The organism is Pseudomonas entomophila, assembly GCF_029193575.1.
Classification (GTDB): domain Bacteria; phylum Pseudomonadota; class Gammaproteobacteria; order Pseudomonadales; family Pseudomonadaceae; genus Aquipseudomonas; species Aquipseudomonas entomophila_G.
In genome coordinates this window covers 174,705-190,695 of the sequence record NZ_JARGCS010000030.1, presented here as the reverse complement: position 1 = coordinate 190,695, position 15,991 = coordinate 174,705, and the positions used below count along the sequence as shown (strand labels likewise).

Annotated in this window: 10 protein-coding genes; 2 read left to right on the top strand and 8 right to left on the bottom strand. The window is 65.9% G+C overall.

What is annotated here, in order from left to right:
* Nucleotides 1–743: filamentous hemagglutinin N-terminal domain-containing protein (locus P0Y43_RS14100; protein WP_275637862.1), on the bottom strand; the 743-nt coding region annotated here is incomplete at its 3' end.
* A 23-nt stretch (nt 744–766) separates the two neighbouring features.
* Complete coding sequence (locus P0Y43_RS14095; RefSeq protein WP_275637861.1) at nt 767–2,476, bottom strand: ShlB/FhaC/HecB family hemolysin secretion/activation protein; 1,710 nt, start codon at nt 2,474–2,476, stop codon at nt 767–769.
* Nucleotides 2,477–2,726: 250 nt separating this feature from the next.
* Between P0Y43_RS14095 and P0Y43_RS14090 the strand changes: the two genes are divergently transcribed.
* Together P0Y43_RS14090 and P0Y43_RS14085 are read left to right on the top strand one after the other, a co-directional pair.
* Nucleotides 2,727–3,374: a DUF1345 domain-containing protein gene (locus tag P0Y43_RS14090; RefSeq protein ID WP_275637860.1), complete on the top strand. Its 648-nt coding sequence runs from the start codon at nt 2,727–2,729 to the stop codon at nt 3,372–3,374.
* A 243-nt stretch (nt 3,375–3,617) separates the two neighbouring features.
* A complete protein-coding gene (locus P0Y43_RS14085) occupies nt 3,618–3,878 on the top strand; it encodes a DUF1652 domain-containing protein (protein ID WP_275637859.1) in 261 nt (86 codons plus the stop codon).
* On the opposite strand, the gene P0Y43_RS14080 is transcribed toward P0Y43_RS14085, so the two are convergent.
* The 6 genes from P0Y43_RS14080 to tpx all read right to left on the bottom strand — a co-directional run bounded on the left by P0Y43_RS14080 (nt 3,875) and on the right by tpx (nt 15,908).
* The gene (locus tag P0Y43_RS14080) at nt 3,875–5,956 is read right to left on the bottom strand and encodes a putative bifunctional diguanylate cyclase/phosphodiesterase (RefSeq protein WP_275637858.1); all 2,082 of its coding nucleotides are present in this window, start codon (nt 5,954–5,956) and stop codon (nt 3,875–3,877) included. The genes P0Y43_RS14085 and P0Y43_RS14080 overlap by 4 nt on opposite strands.
* Nucleotides 5,957–6,137: 181 nt before the next feature.
* On the bottom strand, nt 6,138–7,631 hold the full coding sequence (locus P0Y43_RS14075; RefSeq protein ID WP_275637857.1) for an efflux transporter outer membrane subunit: 1,494 nt from the start codon (nt 7,629–7,631) through the stop codon (nt 6,138–6,140).
* Nucleotides 7,628–10,738 (bottom strand): efflux RND transporter permease subunit, encoded by a 3,111-nt coding sequence (locus P0Y43_RS14070; RefSeq protein WP_275637856.1) that lies wholly within the window; start codon nt 10,736–10,738, stop codon nt 7,628–7,630. The genes P0Y43_RS14075 and P0Y43_RS14070 overlap by 4 nt, the downstream gene beginning before the upstream one ends.
* Complete coding sequence (locus P0Y43_RS14065; RefSeq protein ID WP_275637855.1) at nt 10,735–13,833, bottom strand: MdtB/MuxB family multidrug efflux RND transporter permease subunit; 3,099 nt, start codon at nt 13,831–13,833, stop codon at nt 10,735–10,737. The genes P0Y43_RS14070 and P0Y43_RS14065 overlap by 4 nt, the downstream gene beginning before the upstream one ends.
* Nucleotides 13,830–15,122 (bottom strand): MdtA/MuxA family multidrug efflux RND transporter periplasmic adaptor subunit, encoded by a 1,293-nt coding sequence (locus P0Y43_RS14060; RefSeq protein ID WP_275637854.1) that lies wholly within the window; start codon nt 15,120–15,122, stop codon nt 13,830–13,832. Before P0Y43_RS14060 ends, P0Y43_RS14065 begins: the two co-directional genes overlap by 4 nt.
* A gap of 285 nt (nt 15,123–15,407) precedes the next feature.
* A complete protein-coding gene (gene tpx, locus P0Y43_RS14055) occupies nt 15,408–15,908 on the bottom strand; it encodes a thiol peroxidase (RefSeq protein WP_275637853.1) in 501 nt (166 codons plus the stop codon).
* Between the last annotated feature and the right edge of the window lie 83 nt (nt 15,909–15,991).

Below are 15,991 nucleotides of genomic sequence, written 5' to 3'. Positions count from 1 at the left end.
GTGGCGGCCAGGGTCTGGGCGTCGACATCGTTGCGCCCGGCGATGATCGTCAGATTGCGCGCCTGGAGCTCGGCGTTGACCTTGGCACTGCGGGTGATGATCTCGAAACGGTCGACGTTGCCGGCATTGAGCCCCGCGCCTTCGATGGCCACGCTGCCTTGGTCGACCTGGAAGCGGCTCAACTGGCCGTTGTCGATCACCGGCTTGCCGGTGCTCAGGGTCACCTGGGGCGTATTGATGAAGCCGCAGCCGTTGCAGGTGATGCCGTGCGGGTTAGCGACGATCACCCGCGCCGCCTGCCCGGCCACCTCGGTGTAGCCGCGCAACTGGCTGGGGTTGGTGCCGTTGACTTCGTTGAGGATGGTGCTGGCGGCCGCCCCTTGCAGGTTGGGGTTGCCGAGGATGATCCCGCCCAGTTGCGTGGCCTGGGTGCGGTCAGTGGCGTTGTTGAGGATCAGGCCCTGCTGGCCGACGTTGTAGTCGCTGAACTGGTTGTGCGAAAGCCCACTGCCGTTGGGCGCGGCGATGTTGACGATCGGCACGCCGTTGCCCGCCTGGCCGAGGCTGGTGCCCGGCGCGCTGACCACCACGCCGTCGGCGGCCTGGGCCCACAGCGGTTGCCAGAACATGACGTTGGCCAGCAGGAACGCCAGGCCGCGCTTGGGCAGGCCGCAGAACTGCGTGCGCGGCTGCAGGCGGGCGGATGGCTGGCGGGCAAGGAAGGCGAAGCGGCGAACGTCCATGTGCTGTCTCTTGAATCGGTGGGTCAGATGAACAGGTCCAGGCGGAAATACACCGGGCGTTCCTTGTCGGGTAGCGCCTCTGGGCGCTCCAGGCTGTGGGCGAAGGTCACGCTGGCGGCCAGGTGCTGGCCGCGGGCGAACAGCTCGAAGGCGTGGCTGCTGGCACGGCCATGGCGGTCGCCGTTGTAGCGATCGTTGCGGATCACGCCCAGGTCGTAGCCCAGGCCCACGCCATACTCGGCCACCGCTGGGCGCAGGGCGGCCCAGGTGACCGGGCGGGTCCAGCGCAGGTCGTTACGCCAGTACGCGCCACTGTCGCCCGACAACGACTGGTCCTTGAAACCGCGCACCGAGGCCTCGCCCCCCAAGCTGATGCGCTGCGGGCTGAACAGCACGTCCTCGCTGCGCTGGCCGGTGGCCAGGCTGCTAAAGCTCAGGTTCTCGCCGAGCACCTGGAAGCCCTGCACGTAGCTGAGCGTGGCGCTGTACTTGCGGTAACGCGCAACGGGCTCGCCGGGGCGCGGGTGGCCGTTGCCCTGAGCGTCGAAGGCGCCGATGCCCTCCTGGATGCCCAGGTCGAGGTTGACGAAGGCGTTGCCCAGGCGACGGCCGTGGTTGAAGCCGAACTGCGCTTCGCTCAGGCGGTTGCTGCTGGCCTCCAGGCGGCTGTCCTCGATGTAGTTGTTGGTGCGCAGGTGGGCGATGCCGGCGTTGAGCGAGGTCTTGCTGGTGGCGTCGCGGTGCACCACGCGCTCGGCGCGCAGTTGGTGGTTCTGGCTATCGCCGGTTTGCTTGAAGCTGAAACCGTTGCCCTGGGCCTGGGCGCGGTACTCGCTTTCGCTGTAGCTGTAGCTGAAGTTCCACCAGCCCCAGGGCAGGTTGTAGTAGAGCACGCCGTTCTTCGAGCCCTGGGTGTGGTCGCTGACCACGTCATGGCCGCCGCGCACTACCAATTGGTCGGCAAGGCCCAGCGGGCTGTCCCATTCCAAGCCGAGGTTGAGCTGCTGCTCCCCGGTGCTGCGCTGGCCCTCGTTGTTGCGCGACAGCGAGGCGCGCCACGGTTTCTGAGGCTGGTTGCGCACCAGCACCAGGCTACCGCCCACCGCTTCGCCAGGGGTCAGCTCCATCTGTGCCTTGTTCGACGGCAGGCGGTTGAGCTGGTCGACCATCTGCTCGATCTCGCGCAGGTTCAGGCGCTGCCCAGCGTCGCCGGGGAAGGCCATGGCCAACTCGCGGGCAGACAAACCGCTGCCGTCATCCGGGCGCAGGCCTTCCAGGCGCCCTTCCACCACCAGCACTTGCAAGTGGCCGCCGGAGAGGTCCTGCTGCGGCAGATAAGCGCGACTGGTGACCAGGCCGCGGTCCAGGTAGTGGTCGGTGATGGCCTTGAGCAAGGCGTTGAGCTGGCTGACGCCCAGGCACTGGCCGATAAAGGGGGCGAGCAGGCGCTCGCGCTCGGCCCCGGTGAGGCTGTCGGCGCCCTTGAGCTCGATGGTGCGGATGGTGAAGCAACGGCTATCTTCAGGGGCTGGAGCCTGGCTTTCAGGGCCCGCCCTGCCCGGCAGGTTGCGCAGTTCGTCGAGGCGCCGTTGCTGCTCTTGCAGCAGACGGTCCTGGCGGTCGCGGATCAGGTCCTGGTCGCCGGGTGAGGCGGCCCAGGCCGGGGCGGTGCAGAGGCAGGCCAGCAGGCTCGCGGTTGCCAGTGTGCGCAGGAGGTGATGAATTGCCGCCATGTCCGGTCCCAGGAAAAGGTAAAACTGGCGCGCGATATTATTTAGACATCATATTGGCGTCAATTTGCCATCACCTGGAATTTTGTAACGACGTCGGGCCGTAGCGGCTGAAAGGTTTGAGTTAGAGCGGATGGCTTCCAATGGCCTTTTTTCTGTCTGCACCCACCTCATTTCGGGGCAAACTCGCGCTTACCGGAGAGGTAACGGGTTTGGGCTACAGTGGTAGGCAGGTCCACACGTCCGAGGCCGCATGGCATTCCATACCCTGACCCGCACTCATCCCCGGCTTAGCTTCGCCACCCTCGCCGGGCTGCTCGGCGGCTGGCTGATCCCGGCCAGCGAATGGACGCAGCGTATCCTCGCGGGCTGGAACCTCGGCGTCTGGCTGTACCTCGCGCTGATCCTCTGGCTGACCTGCCACGCCACCCCGGGCAAGGTGCGCAAGGTCGCCCGCATCGAAGACGAAAACGCCGGCCTGGTGCTGCTCACCGTGAGCATCGCAGCCATCGCCAGCCTCGCCGCCGTCACCCTGCAACTAGCCGCCAGCCGAGGCCTGCAAGGCGATGCCCTGGCCCTGCACTACCTCTACACAGGACTGACCGTGGCCGGTTCCTGGCTGCTGATCGGTTGTATCTTCAGCCTGCACTATGCACGCCTGTTCTATACCGGCAACCGACACGAACCACCCCTGCGCTTCGCCGACGGCGAGCGCAACCCTGATTACTGGGACTTCCACTACTTCGCCTTCACCCTCAGCGTGGCGGTGCAGACGTCCGACGTCGGCGTTGGCGGGCGCGCCATGCGCCGGGTGGTGCTGGCGCACTCGCTGGTGGGCTTCGTGTTCAACACCGCGATCCTCGGTTTCACCATCAATATCGCCGCCGGGTTGCTCGGCTAAGCGCCTACCGTTGGTCCGAAAGCGGTAGGTAGCGGCAAACGGCTACACACCACGTGGAAAACGTTTGCCGTGGTTATCGATTGCCCTTCAGGGGGCTCCAGTGATGTGACGCCGGTCATGCACTCGCCTATTTGTCATGCCCGCCACGGGAAACTGCCTGGGCAACTGCTATGGTTAGGATTCCCCCCGCCACGAGCGGCCGCCGGAATCACCGTGTTCGGACTCAGGACAAGGAGGCTGGCAATGAACAAGATGACGTTCCCCAACGCCTGTCAGGTGATGCGCTGGCATTTCCACCCATTGGGCTTCGAAGCCAGCATGGATGCCCCGCGCAGCATGATCGCGCGGCTGTTCGACCGCGCCACCGGCGAAACCCTGCTGGCGGTCGCCGGCATTCCTTGCGCGGCGATCATGGCCGCAGCGGATGTGGAACGCATCATCGAGGCCGTCGAGGCCGAGATGGAAGCCTTCGTGCCTGCCTTCGCCCTGCGTGATGCGGTCTAGCCGACCGCGTTGCGCTGCTTGGCCTCTTCCTCCTGCATGAACTGCTCCGCCGGCACCGGCATGCCGAGCAGATAGCCCTGCAGCGAATCGCACCCCAGACGGGTCAGGAAGTCCTGTGGGCGGTCGGTTTCCACCCCTTCGGCGACGATGCGCAACCCCAACGCCTGCCCAAGGGCGACGATCGCCGAGACAATCGCCGCGTCATCGCTGTCCTGCTCCAGGTCGCGCACGAACCCCCGGTCGATCTTCAATTCATTGGCAGGCAGACGCTTGAGGTACATCAGGCTGGAATAACCCGTGCCGAAATCGTCGATGGACAGGTCCACCCCCATGTCGGACAGACGCTGCAGGATCGCCAGACTAGCGTCGGCGTCACGCATGGCGGTGGTCTCGGTGATCTCCAGGGTCAGGCGGTTGGCCGGCAAGTCGTTGGCGGCCAGGGCCTGGGCGACGCTGTCGACCAGCCCTGGGTAGCAGAACTGGATGGCCGAGAGGTTGACTGCAATACGCCAGTGTTCACGCCCCTGGTCCAACCACACGCGCATCTGCCGGCAGGCCTCGCCCAGCACCCACTCGCCGATCGGGATGATCAGCCCGGTTTTCTCGGCCAGGCCGATAAAGCGGTCTGGCGGTAACAACCCGTGCTGCGGGTGCTCCCAGCGCAGCAGCGCCTCGGCGCCGATGGCCTGGCGCTGCACAGCATCGAACTTGGGTTGGTAGTACAGGCGGAACTGGCCCTGATCCAGGGCCGTGCGCAGGTCTTGAAGCAGTTGCAACTGCTGGCGGGCGTTGCTGTTCATCGAGGTATCGAAGAAGCTGTAGCCGTTCTTGCCAGCGCTCTTGGCGTGGTACATGGCGGCGTCGGCGTTGCGCAGCAGTTCGTGCTGGTCCGCACCGTTGCCCGGGTACAACGCGATACCCAGGCTGGCCGACAGTTGCAGGTCGTGCTCGGCGACTCGGAACGGCTGAGAGACCAGGTTGACCTGGCGCGCCGCCACGCCCACCGCATCGTCCGCCTCGGCCAGTTCCACCAGCAGCACGAACTCGTCACCGCCAATGCGTGCCAGGGTGTCCTGGCTGTGCAGGTTGCCACGCAAGCGACCGGCCACAGCCTTGAGCAACAGGTCGCCGACATGGTGGCCGAAGGCATCGTTGACCGGCTTGAAGCCATCCAGGTCGATGAAGACCAGCGCGAAACAACCGCCCTGCTCCGCCACCTTGGCCATCGCCTGCTCAATGCGGTCAGCCAGCAGCGTTCGGTTGGGCAGGCCGGTCAGGGTGTCGTGCAGGGCCAGTTGGGTCAGCTCCTGATTGGCCAGGGTCAGCGAACGGGCCAACTCCGCGGTACGCGATTCCAGGCGCGCATCCAGCACCGATGTGAGCAAGGCCACGGCCAGCACCGCCAGGGTGGTGATCAGCACCACGTAGTCCAGCCAGTCGCCGGAGATACCGGTGGCCAGTGCGCCGCAGTAGCTGCCTTCGGGAAAGTTGGCCGCGGCCATGCCGGTGTAGTGCATGCCGACGATTGCAAAGCCCATCACGATCGCCGCCGCGCCACGAATCTGGCGCACGTAGGGGGTGTTCTTGCGCAGACGGAGGGCGATCCCCAACGCCGCCGCCGAGGCCCCGACGGCGATCGCCAGCGAGGTGCCGAACAGCGTCGGGTCATAGTCGATACCCGGCTGCATGCGCAGCGCGGCCATGCCGGTGTAGTGCATGCAGGCGATGCCGGTGCCCATGAACAGCGCGCCCAGTCCCAGCTGCGGGCACGGCAAACGTGGCTGGCCGACCAGCCATAGGGCGAAGCCCGAAGACAACACGGCGATCAGCAGCGACAGCGCGGTGAGGGCCAGGTCGTAGCCCAAGTCGATGGGGAGCTTGAAGGCCAGCATGCCAATGAAGTGCATCGACCAGATACCGACCCCCATGGCCAACGCGCCGCCGCCTATCCACAAGTGCACCGCGCGGCCCTTGGCAGTGGCGATGCGTCCGGCGAGGTCGAGCGCGGTGTAGGACGCCAGGATGGCCACGCACAGCGAGATCAACACCAGCGAATAGGAGTAGCTACCAGTCAGCATTTCAGGTTCCGGCAGAGGACGGGAAAGGGCCAGGAAAAGGCCGGGGATTTTACGCGAACAGGGGGGAAAGGCACGGGATTTTGCCGGGGTTGCGGGGTGAAAGGTTTCAGCGGTCGCTGGGGTCAGCGCCGGCCCTGTCGCGGGGCAAGCCCGCGCCTAAAGGACCGTCGGCACTGCCATCTTATTGTTTGTTGGCCTCCACGAACGCCGGCCCCGCTTCCCAACCACCGCCCAGCGCCGCGATCAACTGCACGCTGGCCACCAGGCGCCCCTGCAGCAGGTTCAACACGCTACGCTCGTTACTCAGTGCGGTGGTCTGCACGTTGACCACATCCAGGTAGCCGATCAGCCCTGCGCGGTACTGGTTCTCGGTCAGGCGCAGCGACTCGCGCGCCGCATCCAACGCTTCCTGGCGCACCACTGCTTCATCGGCGTACACCCTCAACTGCACCAGGTAGTTCTCCACTTCCTTGAAGCCGTCGAGCACGGTCTGCCGGTACTGCGCCACGGTCTGGTCGTACACCGCCACGCTGCGGTCGACCTCGGCACTGCGCTTGCCAGCGTCGAACAGCGTCAGCGCCAGTTGCGGCCCCACCGACCAATAGCGGTTGGGCAGCTCGATCCAATTGTTGAAACTGCTGCTCGAATAGCCGCCGCTCATGCTTAACGAAAGATCAGGGAAGTAGGCGGCCCGCGACACACCGATATTGGCATTGGCCGACATCACCTTGCGCTCGGCCGAGGCGATGTCAGGGCGACGCTCCAGCAACTGCGACGGCAACGCCACGGGAATCGGCGGCAACGCGGGGATGTCGTTGGTCGCCGCCAGCGCAAAGTCCGCTGGCGCCTTGCCCATCAACACGGCGATGGCGTTCTCGTACTGGGCGCGCTGCCAGGCCAGGTCGATCAGGTCGGCCTGGGTGCTCTTGAGCTGAGTGCGCGCCTGGGCCACCGCGTCGGGGCCGGCGACCCCGGCGCGGTACTGGTTTTCGTTCATCCGCAAGGAGCGCTCGTAGGCCGCCACGGTGGCCTCCAGCAGGCGCTTCTGTTCGTCGATCACCCGCAGTTGCAGGTAGTTCTGCACCAGCTCCGACTGCTGGCTCAAGCGAATCGCGGCCATGTCGGCGAAGCTGGCCTCGGCGCTGGCTTCATTGGCGTTGAGGGTTTCACGCAGCTTGCCCCACAGGTCGACTTCCCAACTGACGCCGAGTTGGGCGTTGTAGGTGTTACGGATACCGCTGCTGTTGTTCGACAGGCTGGAGCTGGAACTGCCGGTGCCCTGGGCCGAGCGGTTCTTGCCCGCACTCAGCTCCAGGCTGGGGAACAGCGAGGCGCGACTGCTGCGTACCAGGGCCTGGGCCTGGCGATACTGCGCCTCGTACTGGGCGACGGTCTGGTTACTGCGGTTGAGTTCCTCGACCAACGCATTCAGGCCCGGGTCGCCGTAGATTTCCCACCAGGCGCCCCGGGCGATGGCATCCGACGGGTTGGCCTGGGTCCAGCCTTCGGCCTGCTTGAACTGCGCCGGCGTACTGACCTCGGGGCGATGGTAGTCCGGGCTCAGGGTACAAGCGCTGAGCATCAGCCCGCACAGGCTCGCGGCCACCAGGTGCGAACCGCGCCCGCGGGTCAGCAGCTTCAAGGCTCGATGAAGGGGGGTATGGGCAAAGTTCATAACGGGGTTTCCAGGGCGGCGTCGGTGCGCACGCCGCGCCACCGGTTGAAGCGGTGGCGCAGGCGGTCCAGGTACAGGTAGACCACAGGCGTGGTGTAGAGGGTCAGGATCTGGCTGAACACCAGCCCGCCGATAATGGTCAGGCCCAGGGGCTGACGCATTTCGGCGCCTTCGGCGCTGCCGAGCAGCAGCGGCAGCGCGCCGAGGATCGCGGCCACGGTGGTCATCAGGATCGGTCGCAGGCGCAAAAGGCAGGCGCGGCGGATCGACTCCTCCGGCTCCAAACCCTCGTTGCGCTCTAGTTGCAGGGCCAGGTCGATCATCAGGATGGCGTTCTTCTTCACCACGCCGATCAACAGGAACAAACCCAGCAGCGAAATCAGGCTGAACTCGCCACCGGTGGCGTACAGTGCGAGCAAGGCGCCGACGCCCGCTGATGGCAGGGTCGAGAGGATGGTCAACGGGTGGATGTAGCTTTCGTAGAGGATGCCCAGTACCAGGTAAACCAGCACCAGCGCGCCGAGGATCATGAACGGCTGGCCATCCTGGGTCTTGGCGAACACGTCGGCGGTGCCGCCCAGGCGCGCGATTACCGACTCCGGCAGGCCCAGCTTGGCTACCGCACGCTCCAGCGCTGCCAGGGCCTGGTCGGGGCTGTGGCCTTCGGCGACGTCGAAGGCAATGCTCTCGGCGGCGAACTGGCCTTCATGGCTGACCCGGTCGTTGGCCAGGCTGTTCTCGTAATGGGCGATGGTCGACAGCGGCACCCGCGCACCGTCGGCGGTGATCACCTGCACCTGCTCCAGGGTGCTCGGGTCCCAGGCGTATTTCGGGTTGATCTCCAGCACCACCTGGTACTGGTTGAGGCTGTCGTAGATGGTCGAGATCTGCCGCTGGCTGTAGGCATTGTTGAGCACCGAGGTGACCATCGCCATGTCGATGCCCAGGCGCTTGGCCTGGTCGCGGTCGACCACCAGGGTCACCTGCTGGGTGCCAGCGCCGTCGCGGGCGTCGATGGCGGTCAGTTCCGGCAAGGCGCGCATCGCCGCCGTGACCTTCGGGAACCACTCGCGCAACGCGGTCAGGTCGCCACTCTGCAGGGTATAGAGGTACTGCGAGCTGCTCTGGTCGCGGCCGGCGTTGCCGACCTGCAGGTCTTGGTCAGCCATCAGGAACAGCCGCCCGCCCGGCACCTTGGGCATTTCCTTGCGCAGGCGCTCGATCACCTGCGGGGCCGAGATTTTGCGCTCCTTGATCGGTTTCAGGCGCACCAGCATGAAGGCGTTGTTGGTGCCGTTGTTGCCGCCGATGAAGCCGGCCACGCTCTGCACCGCCGGGTCCGCGAGCAAGGCGCGGCGGTAGATGTCCATCTTCGGCTGCATCACGGTGAACGACAGGCCGTCGTCACCGCGCACGAAACCGATCAACTGGCCGGTGTCCTGCGGTGGCAGCAAGGTCTTGGGCACCACCACGTAGAGGGCGATGTTGACGACGATGGTCACCAGCAAGCTGAACAGGGTCAGGCGCCGGTGGCGCAGGGCCCAGCCCAGGCTGCGGTCGTAACCGGCGACCATGCGCTGGTGGAGGCGGTCGCTGAGGCGTTGCAGGCGGGTCTGTTCGCCAGACTGGTGCGGTTTGAGCCAGCGCGCGCAGAGCATCGGCGTGAGCGTCAGCGAAACCACCAGCGACACGATGATCGCCGCCGCCAGGGTGATCGAGAACTCCTGGAACAGGCTGCGGATGATGCCGCCCGTGAACAGGATCGAGACGAACACTGCCACTAGAGAGACGTTCATCGACAACAGCGTGAAACCGACCTCGCGGGTACCGAGGAAGGCCGCGCGCATGGGTGGCTGGCCGTCCTCGATGTGCCGCGAGATGTTCTCCAGCACCACGATGGCGTCGTCCACCACCAAGCCCGTGGCGAGGATCAGCGCCATCAGCGACAGGTTGTTCAGGGAGAAGCCGCACAGGTACATGACCGCGAAGGTGCCCACCAGCGACACCGGCACCGCCAGGCTCGGGATCAGCGAAGCACGCAGGTTGCCGAGGAACAGGTAGACCACCAGGATCACCAGCACCACGGCGATCAGCAGGGTGTGCTCGGCCTCCTTGAGCGTGGCCTTGATCACGAGCGAGCGGTCCATGGCCAGGTCCAGCTTGACGCTGGCCGGCAGCAGCGACTGCAAGGCCGGCAACTGCGCCTTGATCTGCTCGACGGTCTGGATGATGTTGGCGCCGGTCTGGCGGTTGATCACCAGCAGTACCGCGCTCTGGTCGTTGAAGAAGCCGCTGTTGTAGCGGTTCTCCACGGCGTCGGTGACCGTGGCCACGTCGGCCAGGCGCAGGATCGCGCCATTCTGCTGGCGGATCACCAGCGGCTTGTAGTCCTCGGCCTTCTCCAACTGGTCGTTGGCGCGCACCTGCCAGTTGCGCTCGGCGTCCTCGACGAAGCCCATGGGCCGGCGTTGGTTGGCGTTGGCCACGGCGGTGCGCACGTCGTCCAGGGCCAGGCCGTACTGGTTGAGCAACTGCGGCTCCAGGGAAATGCGCACCGCCGGCAGCGAACTGCCACCGATCTGCACTTCCCCTACCCCACTGACCTGCGACAGGCTCTGGGACAGGATGGTATCGGCGATGTCGTATAACTGGCCTTTCTGCAGCACCTCGGAGGTCAGCGACAGCACCATGATCGGCGCCTGGGACGGGTCGACCTTCTTGTAGGTGGGCATGCTGCGCATGCCGCTGGGCAGCAGGTTGCGGGTAGCGTTGATCGCCGCCTGCACCTCGCGCGCGGCACCGTCGATGTTGGTCCCGAGATCGAAGCCGATGATCACCCGGGTCGAGCCCTGGCTCGAACTGCTGGTCAGGGTGGTGACCCCGGCGATGCTGCCCAACTTGCGCTCCAGCGGCGTGGCCACGGTGGAGGCCATGACTTCAGGGCTGGCGCCGGGCAGGCTGGCCTGCACCACGATCACCGGGAAGTCCAGTTTCGGCAGCGGCGAGACCGGCAGCAGGCCGAAGCTGAGGCCACCGAGCAGCATGATCGCAAGGCTCAGCAGCATGGTCGCCACTGGCCTGCGGATGAACGGCGCGGAAAGGTTCATGCCTCGGCCTGCCGCGCGTCAGGGGCACGGCGCCAGCGGCGCGCCAGGCGGTCGAAGTACAGGTAGATGACCGGCGTGGTGAACAGCGTCAGCACCTGGCTGACCAGCAAGCCGCCGACCATCACCAGGCCCAGCGGCTGGCGCAGCTCGGCCCCGGAGCCGGTGGCGAACATCAGCGGCAAGGCGCCGAACAGCGCCGCCAGGGTGGTCATCAGGATCGGTCGGAAACGCAACAACGCGGCCTGGTAGATCGCCTCGCGCGGGGTCATGCCTTGGTGGCGCTCGGCCTCCAGGGCGAAGTCGATCATCATGATCGCGTTCTTCTTGACGATGCCGATCAGCAGGATGATGCCGATGATGGCGATCATCCCCAGGTCGTTGCCGCTGAGCAGCAACGCCAGCAAGGCGCCGACCGCCGCCGACGGCAGGGTCGAGAGGATGGTCACCGGGTGGATGTAGCTCTCGTAGAGCACACCGAGGACGATGTACATGGTCACCACGGCGGCGAGGATCAGCAGCAAGGTGCTCGACAGCGACGCCTGGAAGGCCTCCGCCGCACCCTGGAAGCGGGTCTGCACGCCGAGCGGCATGCCAATGTCGCGCTGCGCCTGTTCGATGACCTTGACCGCCTCGCCCAGGGCCACGCCGTGGGCCAGGTTGAACGACATCATCACCGCCGGGAACTGGCCGATGTGCGAGATCGCCAGCTGCGCCTGGCGCTGCTCGATGCGCGCCAGGGCCGACAGGCGCACTTGGCCGCCGTCGGTGGCCTTGACGTGGATCGACTCCAGCGCCTGCGGGCCGATGTTGGCGGCGGCCTGGGACTGCAGCACCACCCGGTACTGGCTGGCCTGAGTGTAGATGGTCGAAATCTGCCGCTGGCCGAAGGCGTCGTACAGGGCGTTGGTGATCTGCGCCACGTTGATGCCCAGCCGGCTGGCCATGTCGCGGTCGATCACCAGGTACACCTGCAGGCCTTTGTCCTGCAGGTCGCTGGCAACGTCGCGCAATTCCGGGCGCTGGCGCAGAGCATCGACCAGCTTGCCGCTCCACTCGGCGAGCATGTCGGCATCGGGGGAAGACAGGCTGAACTGGTACTGGGTGCGGCTGACGCGGTCCTCGATGCTCAAATCCTGCACCGGCTGCATGAACAGGCGGATGCCCACCAGGCGCTCGAGCTGCGGTTGCAGGCGGTTGATCACCTCGCTGGCGGTCACGTCGCGCTCGCCGTGGGGCTTGAGGTTGATCAGCAGGCGGCCGCTGTTGAGGGTGGCGTTATCACCGTCCACGCCGATGTAGGACGACAGGCTCTGCACCGCCGGGTCCTGCAGGATCACTTTGCTCAGCGCCTGCTGGCGCTCGCTCATGGCGGCGAAGGATACCGACTGCGGGGCCTCGGAGATGCCCTGGATGACCCCGGTGTCCTGCACCGGGAAGAAGCCCTTGGGCACGATGAGATAGAGGAACACCGTCAGCGCGAGGCTGGCCACCGCCACCAGCAGGGTCAACGGCTGATGCCGCAGCACCCAGGTCAGGGCGCGGCCATAGTGCTCGATCAGCCAGTCGATCCAGGCGCCACTGGCGCGGTAGAAGCGGCCCTGTTCTTCTGCCTTGGGCTCACGCTTGAGCAGGCGTGCGCACATCATCGGCGTGAGGGTCAGCGATACCACCAGGGAAATCAGGATCGCCACCGCCAGGGTGATGGCGAACTCGCGGAACAGCCGCCCGACCACATCGGCCATGAACAGCAGCGGGATCAGCACGGCGATCAGCGAGAAGGTCAGCGACACCAGGGTGAAACCGATCTGCCGGGCGCCCTTGAGCGCCGCCTGCATCGGCGTCTCGCCCTCCTCGATGTGTCGGGAAATGTTCTCCAGCATGACGATGGCATCGTCCACCACGAAGCCGGTGGCGATGGTCAAAGCCATCAGCGTCAGGTTGTTGATCGAGAAACCGGCCAGGTACATCACGCCGAAGGTGCCGATCAACGACAGCGGCACGGCGATCGACGGGATGACCGTGGCGCTGACCCGGCGCAGGAACACGAAGGTGACCATCACCACCAGCGCGATGGCGAACAGCAGTTCGTGCTGCACATCGCGCACCGCGGCGCGGATGGTCTGGGTACGGTCGGTGAGCACCGTCACGTCCAGGCCCGCCGGCAGGTTGTCGGTGATGGTCGGCAGCATCTGCTTGATCCGGTCGACCACCTCGATGACGTTGGCCCCGGGCTGACGCTGGATGTTCAGCAGCACCGCCTGGTTCTCGTTGGCCCAGGCGGCCAGGCGCTCGTTCTCGGCGCCGTCGACGATCTCAGCGACGTCCTTCAGGCGCAGCGGCGCGCCGTTGTTGTACTTGAGGATGAGGTTGGCGTACTCGTTCGGCGAGCGCAGCTGGTCGTTGGCGTCGAGCATCGACACCCGGGTCGGGCCGTCGAAGTTGCCCTTGGGCTGGTTGACGTTGGAGGCGCCGATCAGGGTGCGCACATCGTCGAGGTTCAGGCCGTTGGCGGCCAGGGCGTCGACGTTGACCTTGATCCGCACCGCCTGGCGCTGGCCGCCGGCGATGCTGACCATGCCCACGCCGCCGATCTGCGCGATCTTCTGCGCAACCCGGGTGTCGACCAGGTCGTTGAGCTTGGGCAGCGGCATGGTCTTGGAGGCGATGGCCAGGGTCAGCACCGGGGTATCGGCCGGGTTGACCTTGTTGTACACCGGTGGTGCCGGCAGGTCGCTGGGCAGCAGGTTGCTGGCGGCGTTGATCGCCGCCTGAACCTGCTGTTCGGCGACGTCCATGTTCATGTCCAGGTTGAAGCGCAGGGTCAGCACCGAGGCGCCGCCTGAGCTGGTCGAGGCCATCTGGGTCAGGCCTGGCATCTGCCCGAACTGGCGCTCCAGCGGCGCGGTGACCGCACTGGTCATCACTTGCGGGCTGGCGCCGGGGTACAGGGTCATCACGCGGATGGTCGGGTAGTCCACCTGCGGCAAGGCCGACACCGGCAACAACTTGTAAGCGATCAGGCCGGCCAGGACGATGGCCAGCATGCTCAGGGTGGTGGCGACCGGGCGGAGGATGAACAGCCGCGAGATGTTCATGCGCCCGCCTTGCCCGACTCACCGGCCTGGGCCGAGCCCTTGGCGTCCTGGCCCTGCAGGTGCTGGCCAGGGGTGGTCGGCACCTGCGAGCTGTCGTCGACCACTTCCACCGGGCTGCCGTCACGCAGGCGGTCGGTGCCTTCGAGCACCAAGCGCTCGCCGGCCTCCAGGCCCTCGAGGATCACGCTGCTTTCACCATCGCTGGCACCGACCTTGAGCTTGCGGATGCTGACCTTGCTGTCGGCGTTGACCACATAGGCGAACGTGCCGTCGTTGCCGAACTGGATCGCTGCGGCAGGCGCCAGGGTGACCTGCTTGAGGGTATCGGCCAGCAGGCGCACGTTGACGAACTGGTTGGGGAACAGGGCGTGGTCCTTGTTCTCGAAGAAGCCCTTGAACTTCAAGGTGCCGGTGGTGGTGTCGATCTGGTTGTCCAGGCTGCCCAGCACACCCGTAGCTTGCAGCTTGGCGTCACCGCGGTCCCAGGCCTCGACCGGCAGGCGCGCGCCGCTGCGGTAGCGCTGCAGCACGGTGGCCAGTTCGGTTTCCGGCAGGGTGAAGGCAACGTTGATCGGTTCGGTCTGGGTGATCACCACCAACGCGGTGGTGTCGTTGGCAGCGACCAAGTTGCCGAGGTCGAGCTGGCGCAGACCCAAGCGACCGCTGATCGGCGCGCGGATCTGGGTGAACTCCAGGTTCAGGCGGGCATCGTTGACCGCCGCCTGGTTGGTCTTGACCAGCCCCTGGAACTGCCCGACCTGGGCCTCGGCGGTGTCGAGCGTCTGCTTGGCGATGCTGTCTTCGGCGTACAGGCCTTTATAGCGGGCCAGGTCGACCTGGGCATTCTTCAATTGCGCCTGGTTCTGCGCCAGAGTGCCTTCGGCCTGCTGCAGGGCGATGCGGTACGGGCGCGGGTCGATCTCGGCGAGCAGTTCACCGGCCTTGACCTGCTGGCCTTCCTGGAAGTGGATCTTCACCAGTTCGCCCGCCACCCGGCTGCGCACGTTGACCGTGTTGGTCGCGGTGACCGTGCCCAGGGCCTTGAAGTACAGCGGGAAGTCACCGACCCGCACGGGCTCGACGCGCACCGGTACCGGCTCGGTGGAGCCGCCGAAGCCCGGGCGCCCCGCGCCCACGGCGCCCATGCCACGGCCCGGCCGACCACCGCTCGCGCCGTCCTTGTGCACCGGCGCGGCGGGCCACAGCCACCAGGCCAGGGCAGCCACCAGCAGCAGGATCAGCAGGCCGAACAGCCAGCGACGGGGGGAACGGGAGACGGAAGCTTGCATGGGTTGAACGAACCTTGTTCAGAAGACGGCTGGGGAGGTTGAACGATAAGCACTGGCACCGCTTTAGCAAAGGGCCTTTACCAGGGATTTACCTTGGGCTGACGTTGCTAAAGCGATGAACTTTAAATGAAAACGGCCTGGAAAGTATTTCCAAGCCGTTACAGTGGGGCACGACGATCTCATCGCGGGGCAAGCCCGCTCCTACAGGTACCGCATGACCTTCAGAAAAGCGCGGTATTTGTAGGCGCTGGCTTGGGCCCGCGATAGGGCCTTCAAGAACAACGCTTACTTCAGCACAGCCAGCGCCGCCTCATAATTCGGCTCCTGGGCGATCTCGGCCACCAGCTCGCTGTGCAGCACCTTGTCGTGCTCGTCCAGCACCACCACCGCGCGAGCGGTCAGGCCGGCCAGCGGGCCGTCGGCGATGGCCACGCCGTAGTTCTCATGGAACTCACGGCCACGCAGGGTCGACAGGTTCTTCACGTTCTCCAGCCCTTCCGCGCCGCAGAAGCGCGCCTGGGCAAACGGCAGGTCGGCGGAGATGCACAGCACCACGGTGTTGGCCAGCTCGTTGGCCTGGGCGTTGAACTTGCGCACGGAGGTGGCGCAGGTCGGGGTGTCGACGCTCGGGAAGATGTTCAGCACCTTGCGCTTGCCGGCGTAGTCCTGCAGCGACTTGTCGGCCAGGCCTTCGCCGACCAGGGAGAAGGCCGGCGCCTGGGCACCCGCCTGTGGCAGTTCGCCTTTGACCTGAACCGGGTTGCCTTTGAGAGTCACTTGAGCCATGGGCGGAAGTCCTTATACGGGTTTTGGAAAGGACCCAGAGTTAAGCATGAAGGCACAGAGGCAGCTACAAGTTTCGAGCTACG

Excerpts from the sequence above, each read along its gene's own strand:
- P0Y43_RS14095 (WP_275637861.1), bottom strand. The coding sequence starts at position 2,476 with ATGGCGGCAATTCATCACCTCCTGCGCACACTGGCAACCGCGAGCCTG.
- P0Y43_RS14090 (WP_275637860.1), top strand. The coding sequence starts at position 2,727 with ATGGCATTCCATACCCTGACCCGCACTCATCCCCGGCTTAGCTTCGCC.
- P0Y43_RS14085 (WP_275637859.1), top strand. The coding sequence starts at position 3,618 with ATGAACAAGATGACGTTCCCCAACGCCTGTCAGGTGATGCGCTGGCAT.
- P0Y43_RS14080 (WP_275637858.1), bottom strand. The coding sequence starts at position 5,956 with ATGCTGACTGGTAGCTACTCCTATTCGCTGGTGTTGATCTCGCTGTGC.
- P0Y43_RS14075 (WP_275637857.1), bottom strand. The coding sequence starts at position 7,631 with ATGAACTTTGCCCATACCCCCCTTCATCGAGCCTTGAAGCTGCTGACC.
- P0Y43_RS14070 (WP_275637856.1), bottom strand. The coding sequence starts at position 10,738 with ATGAACCTTTCCGCGCCGTTCATCCGCAGGCCAGTGGCGACCATGCTG.
- P0Y43_RS14065 (WP_275637855.1), bottom strand. The coding sequence starts at position 13,833 with ATGAACATCTCGCGGCTGTTCATCCTCCGCCCGGTCGCCACCACCCTG.
- P0Y43_RS14060 (WP_275637854.1), bottom strand. The coding sequence starts at position 15,122 with ATGCAAGCTTCCGTCTCCCGTTCCCCCCGTCGCTGGCTGTTCGGCCTG.
- tpx (WP_275637853.1), bottom strand. The coding sequence starts at position 15,908 with ATGGCTCAAGTGACTCTCAAAGGCAACCCGGTTCAGGTCAAAGGCGAA.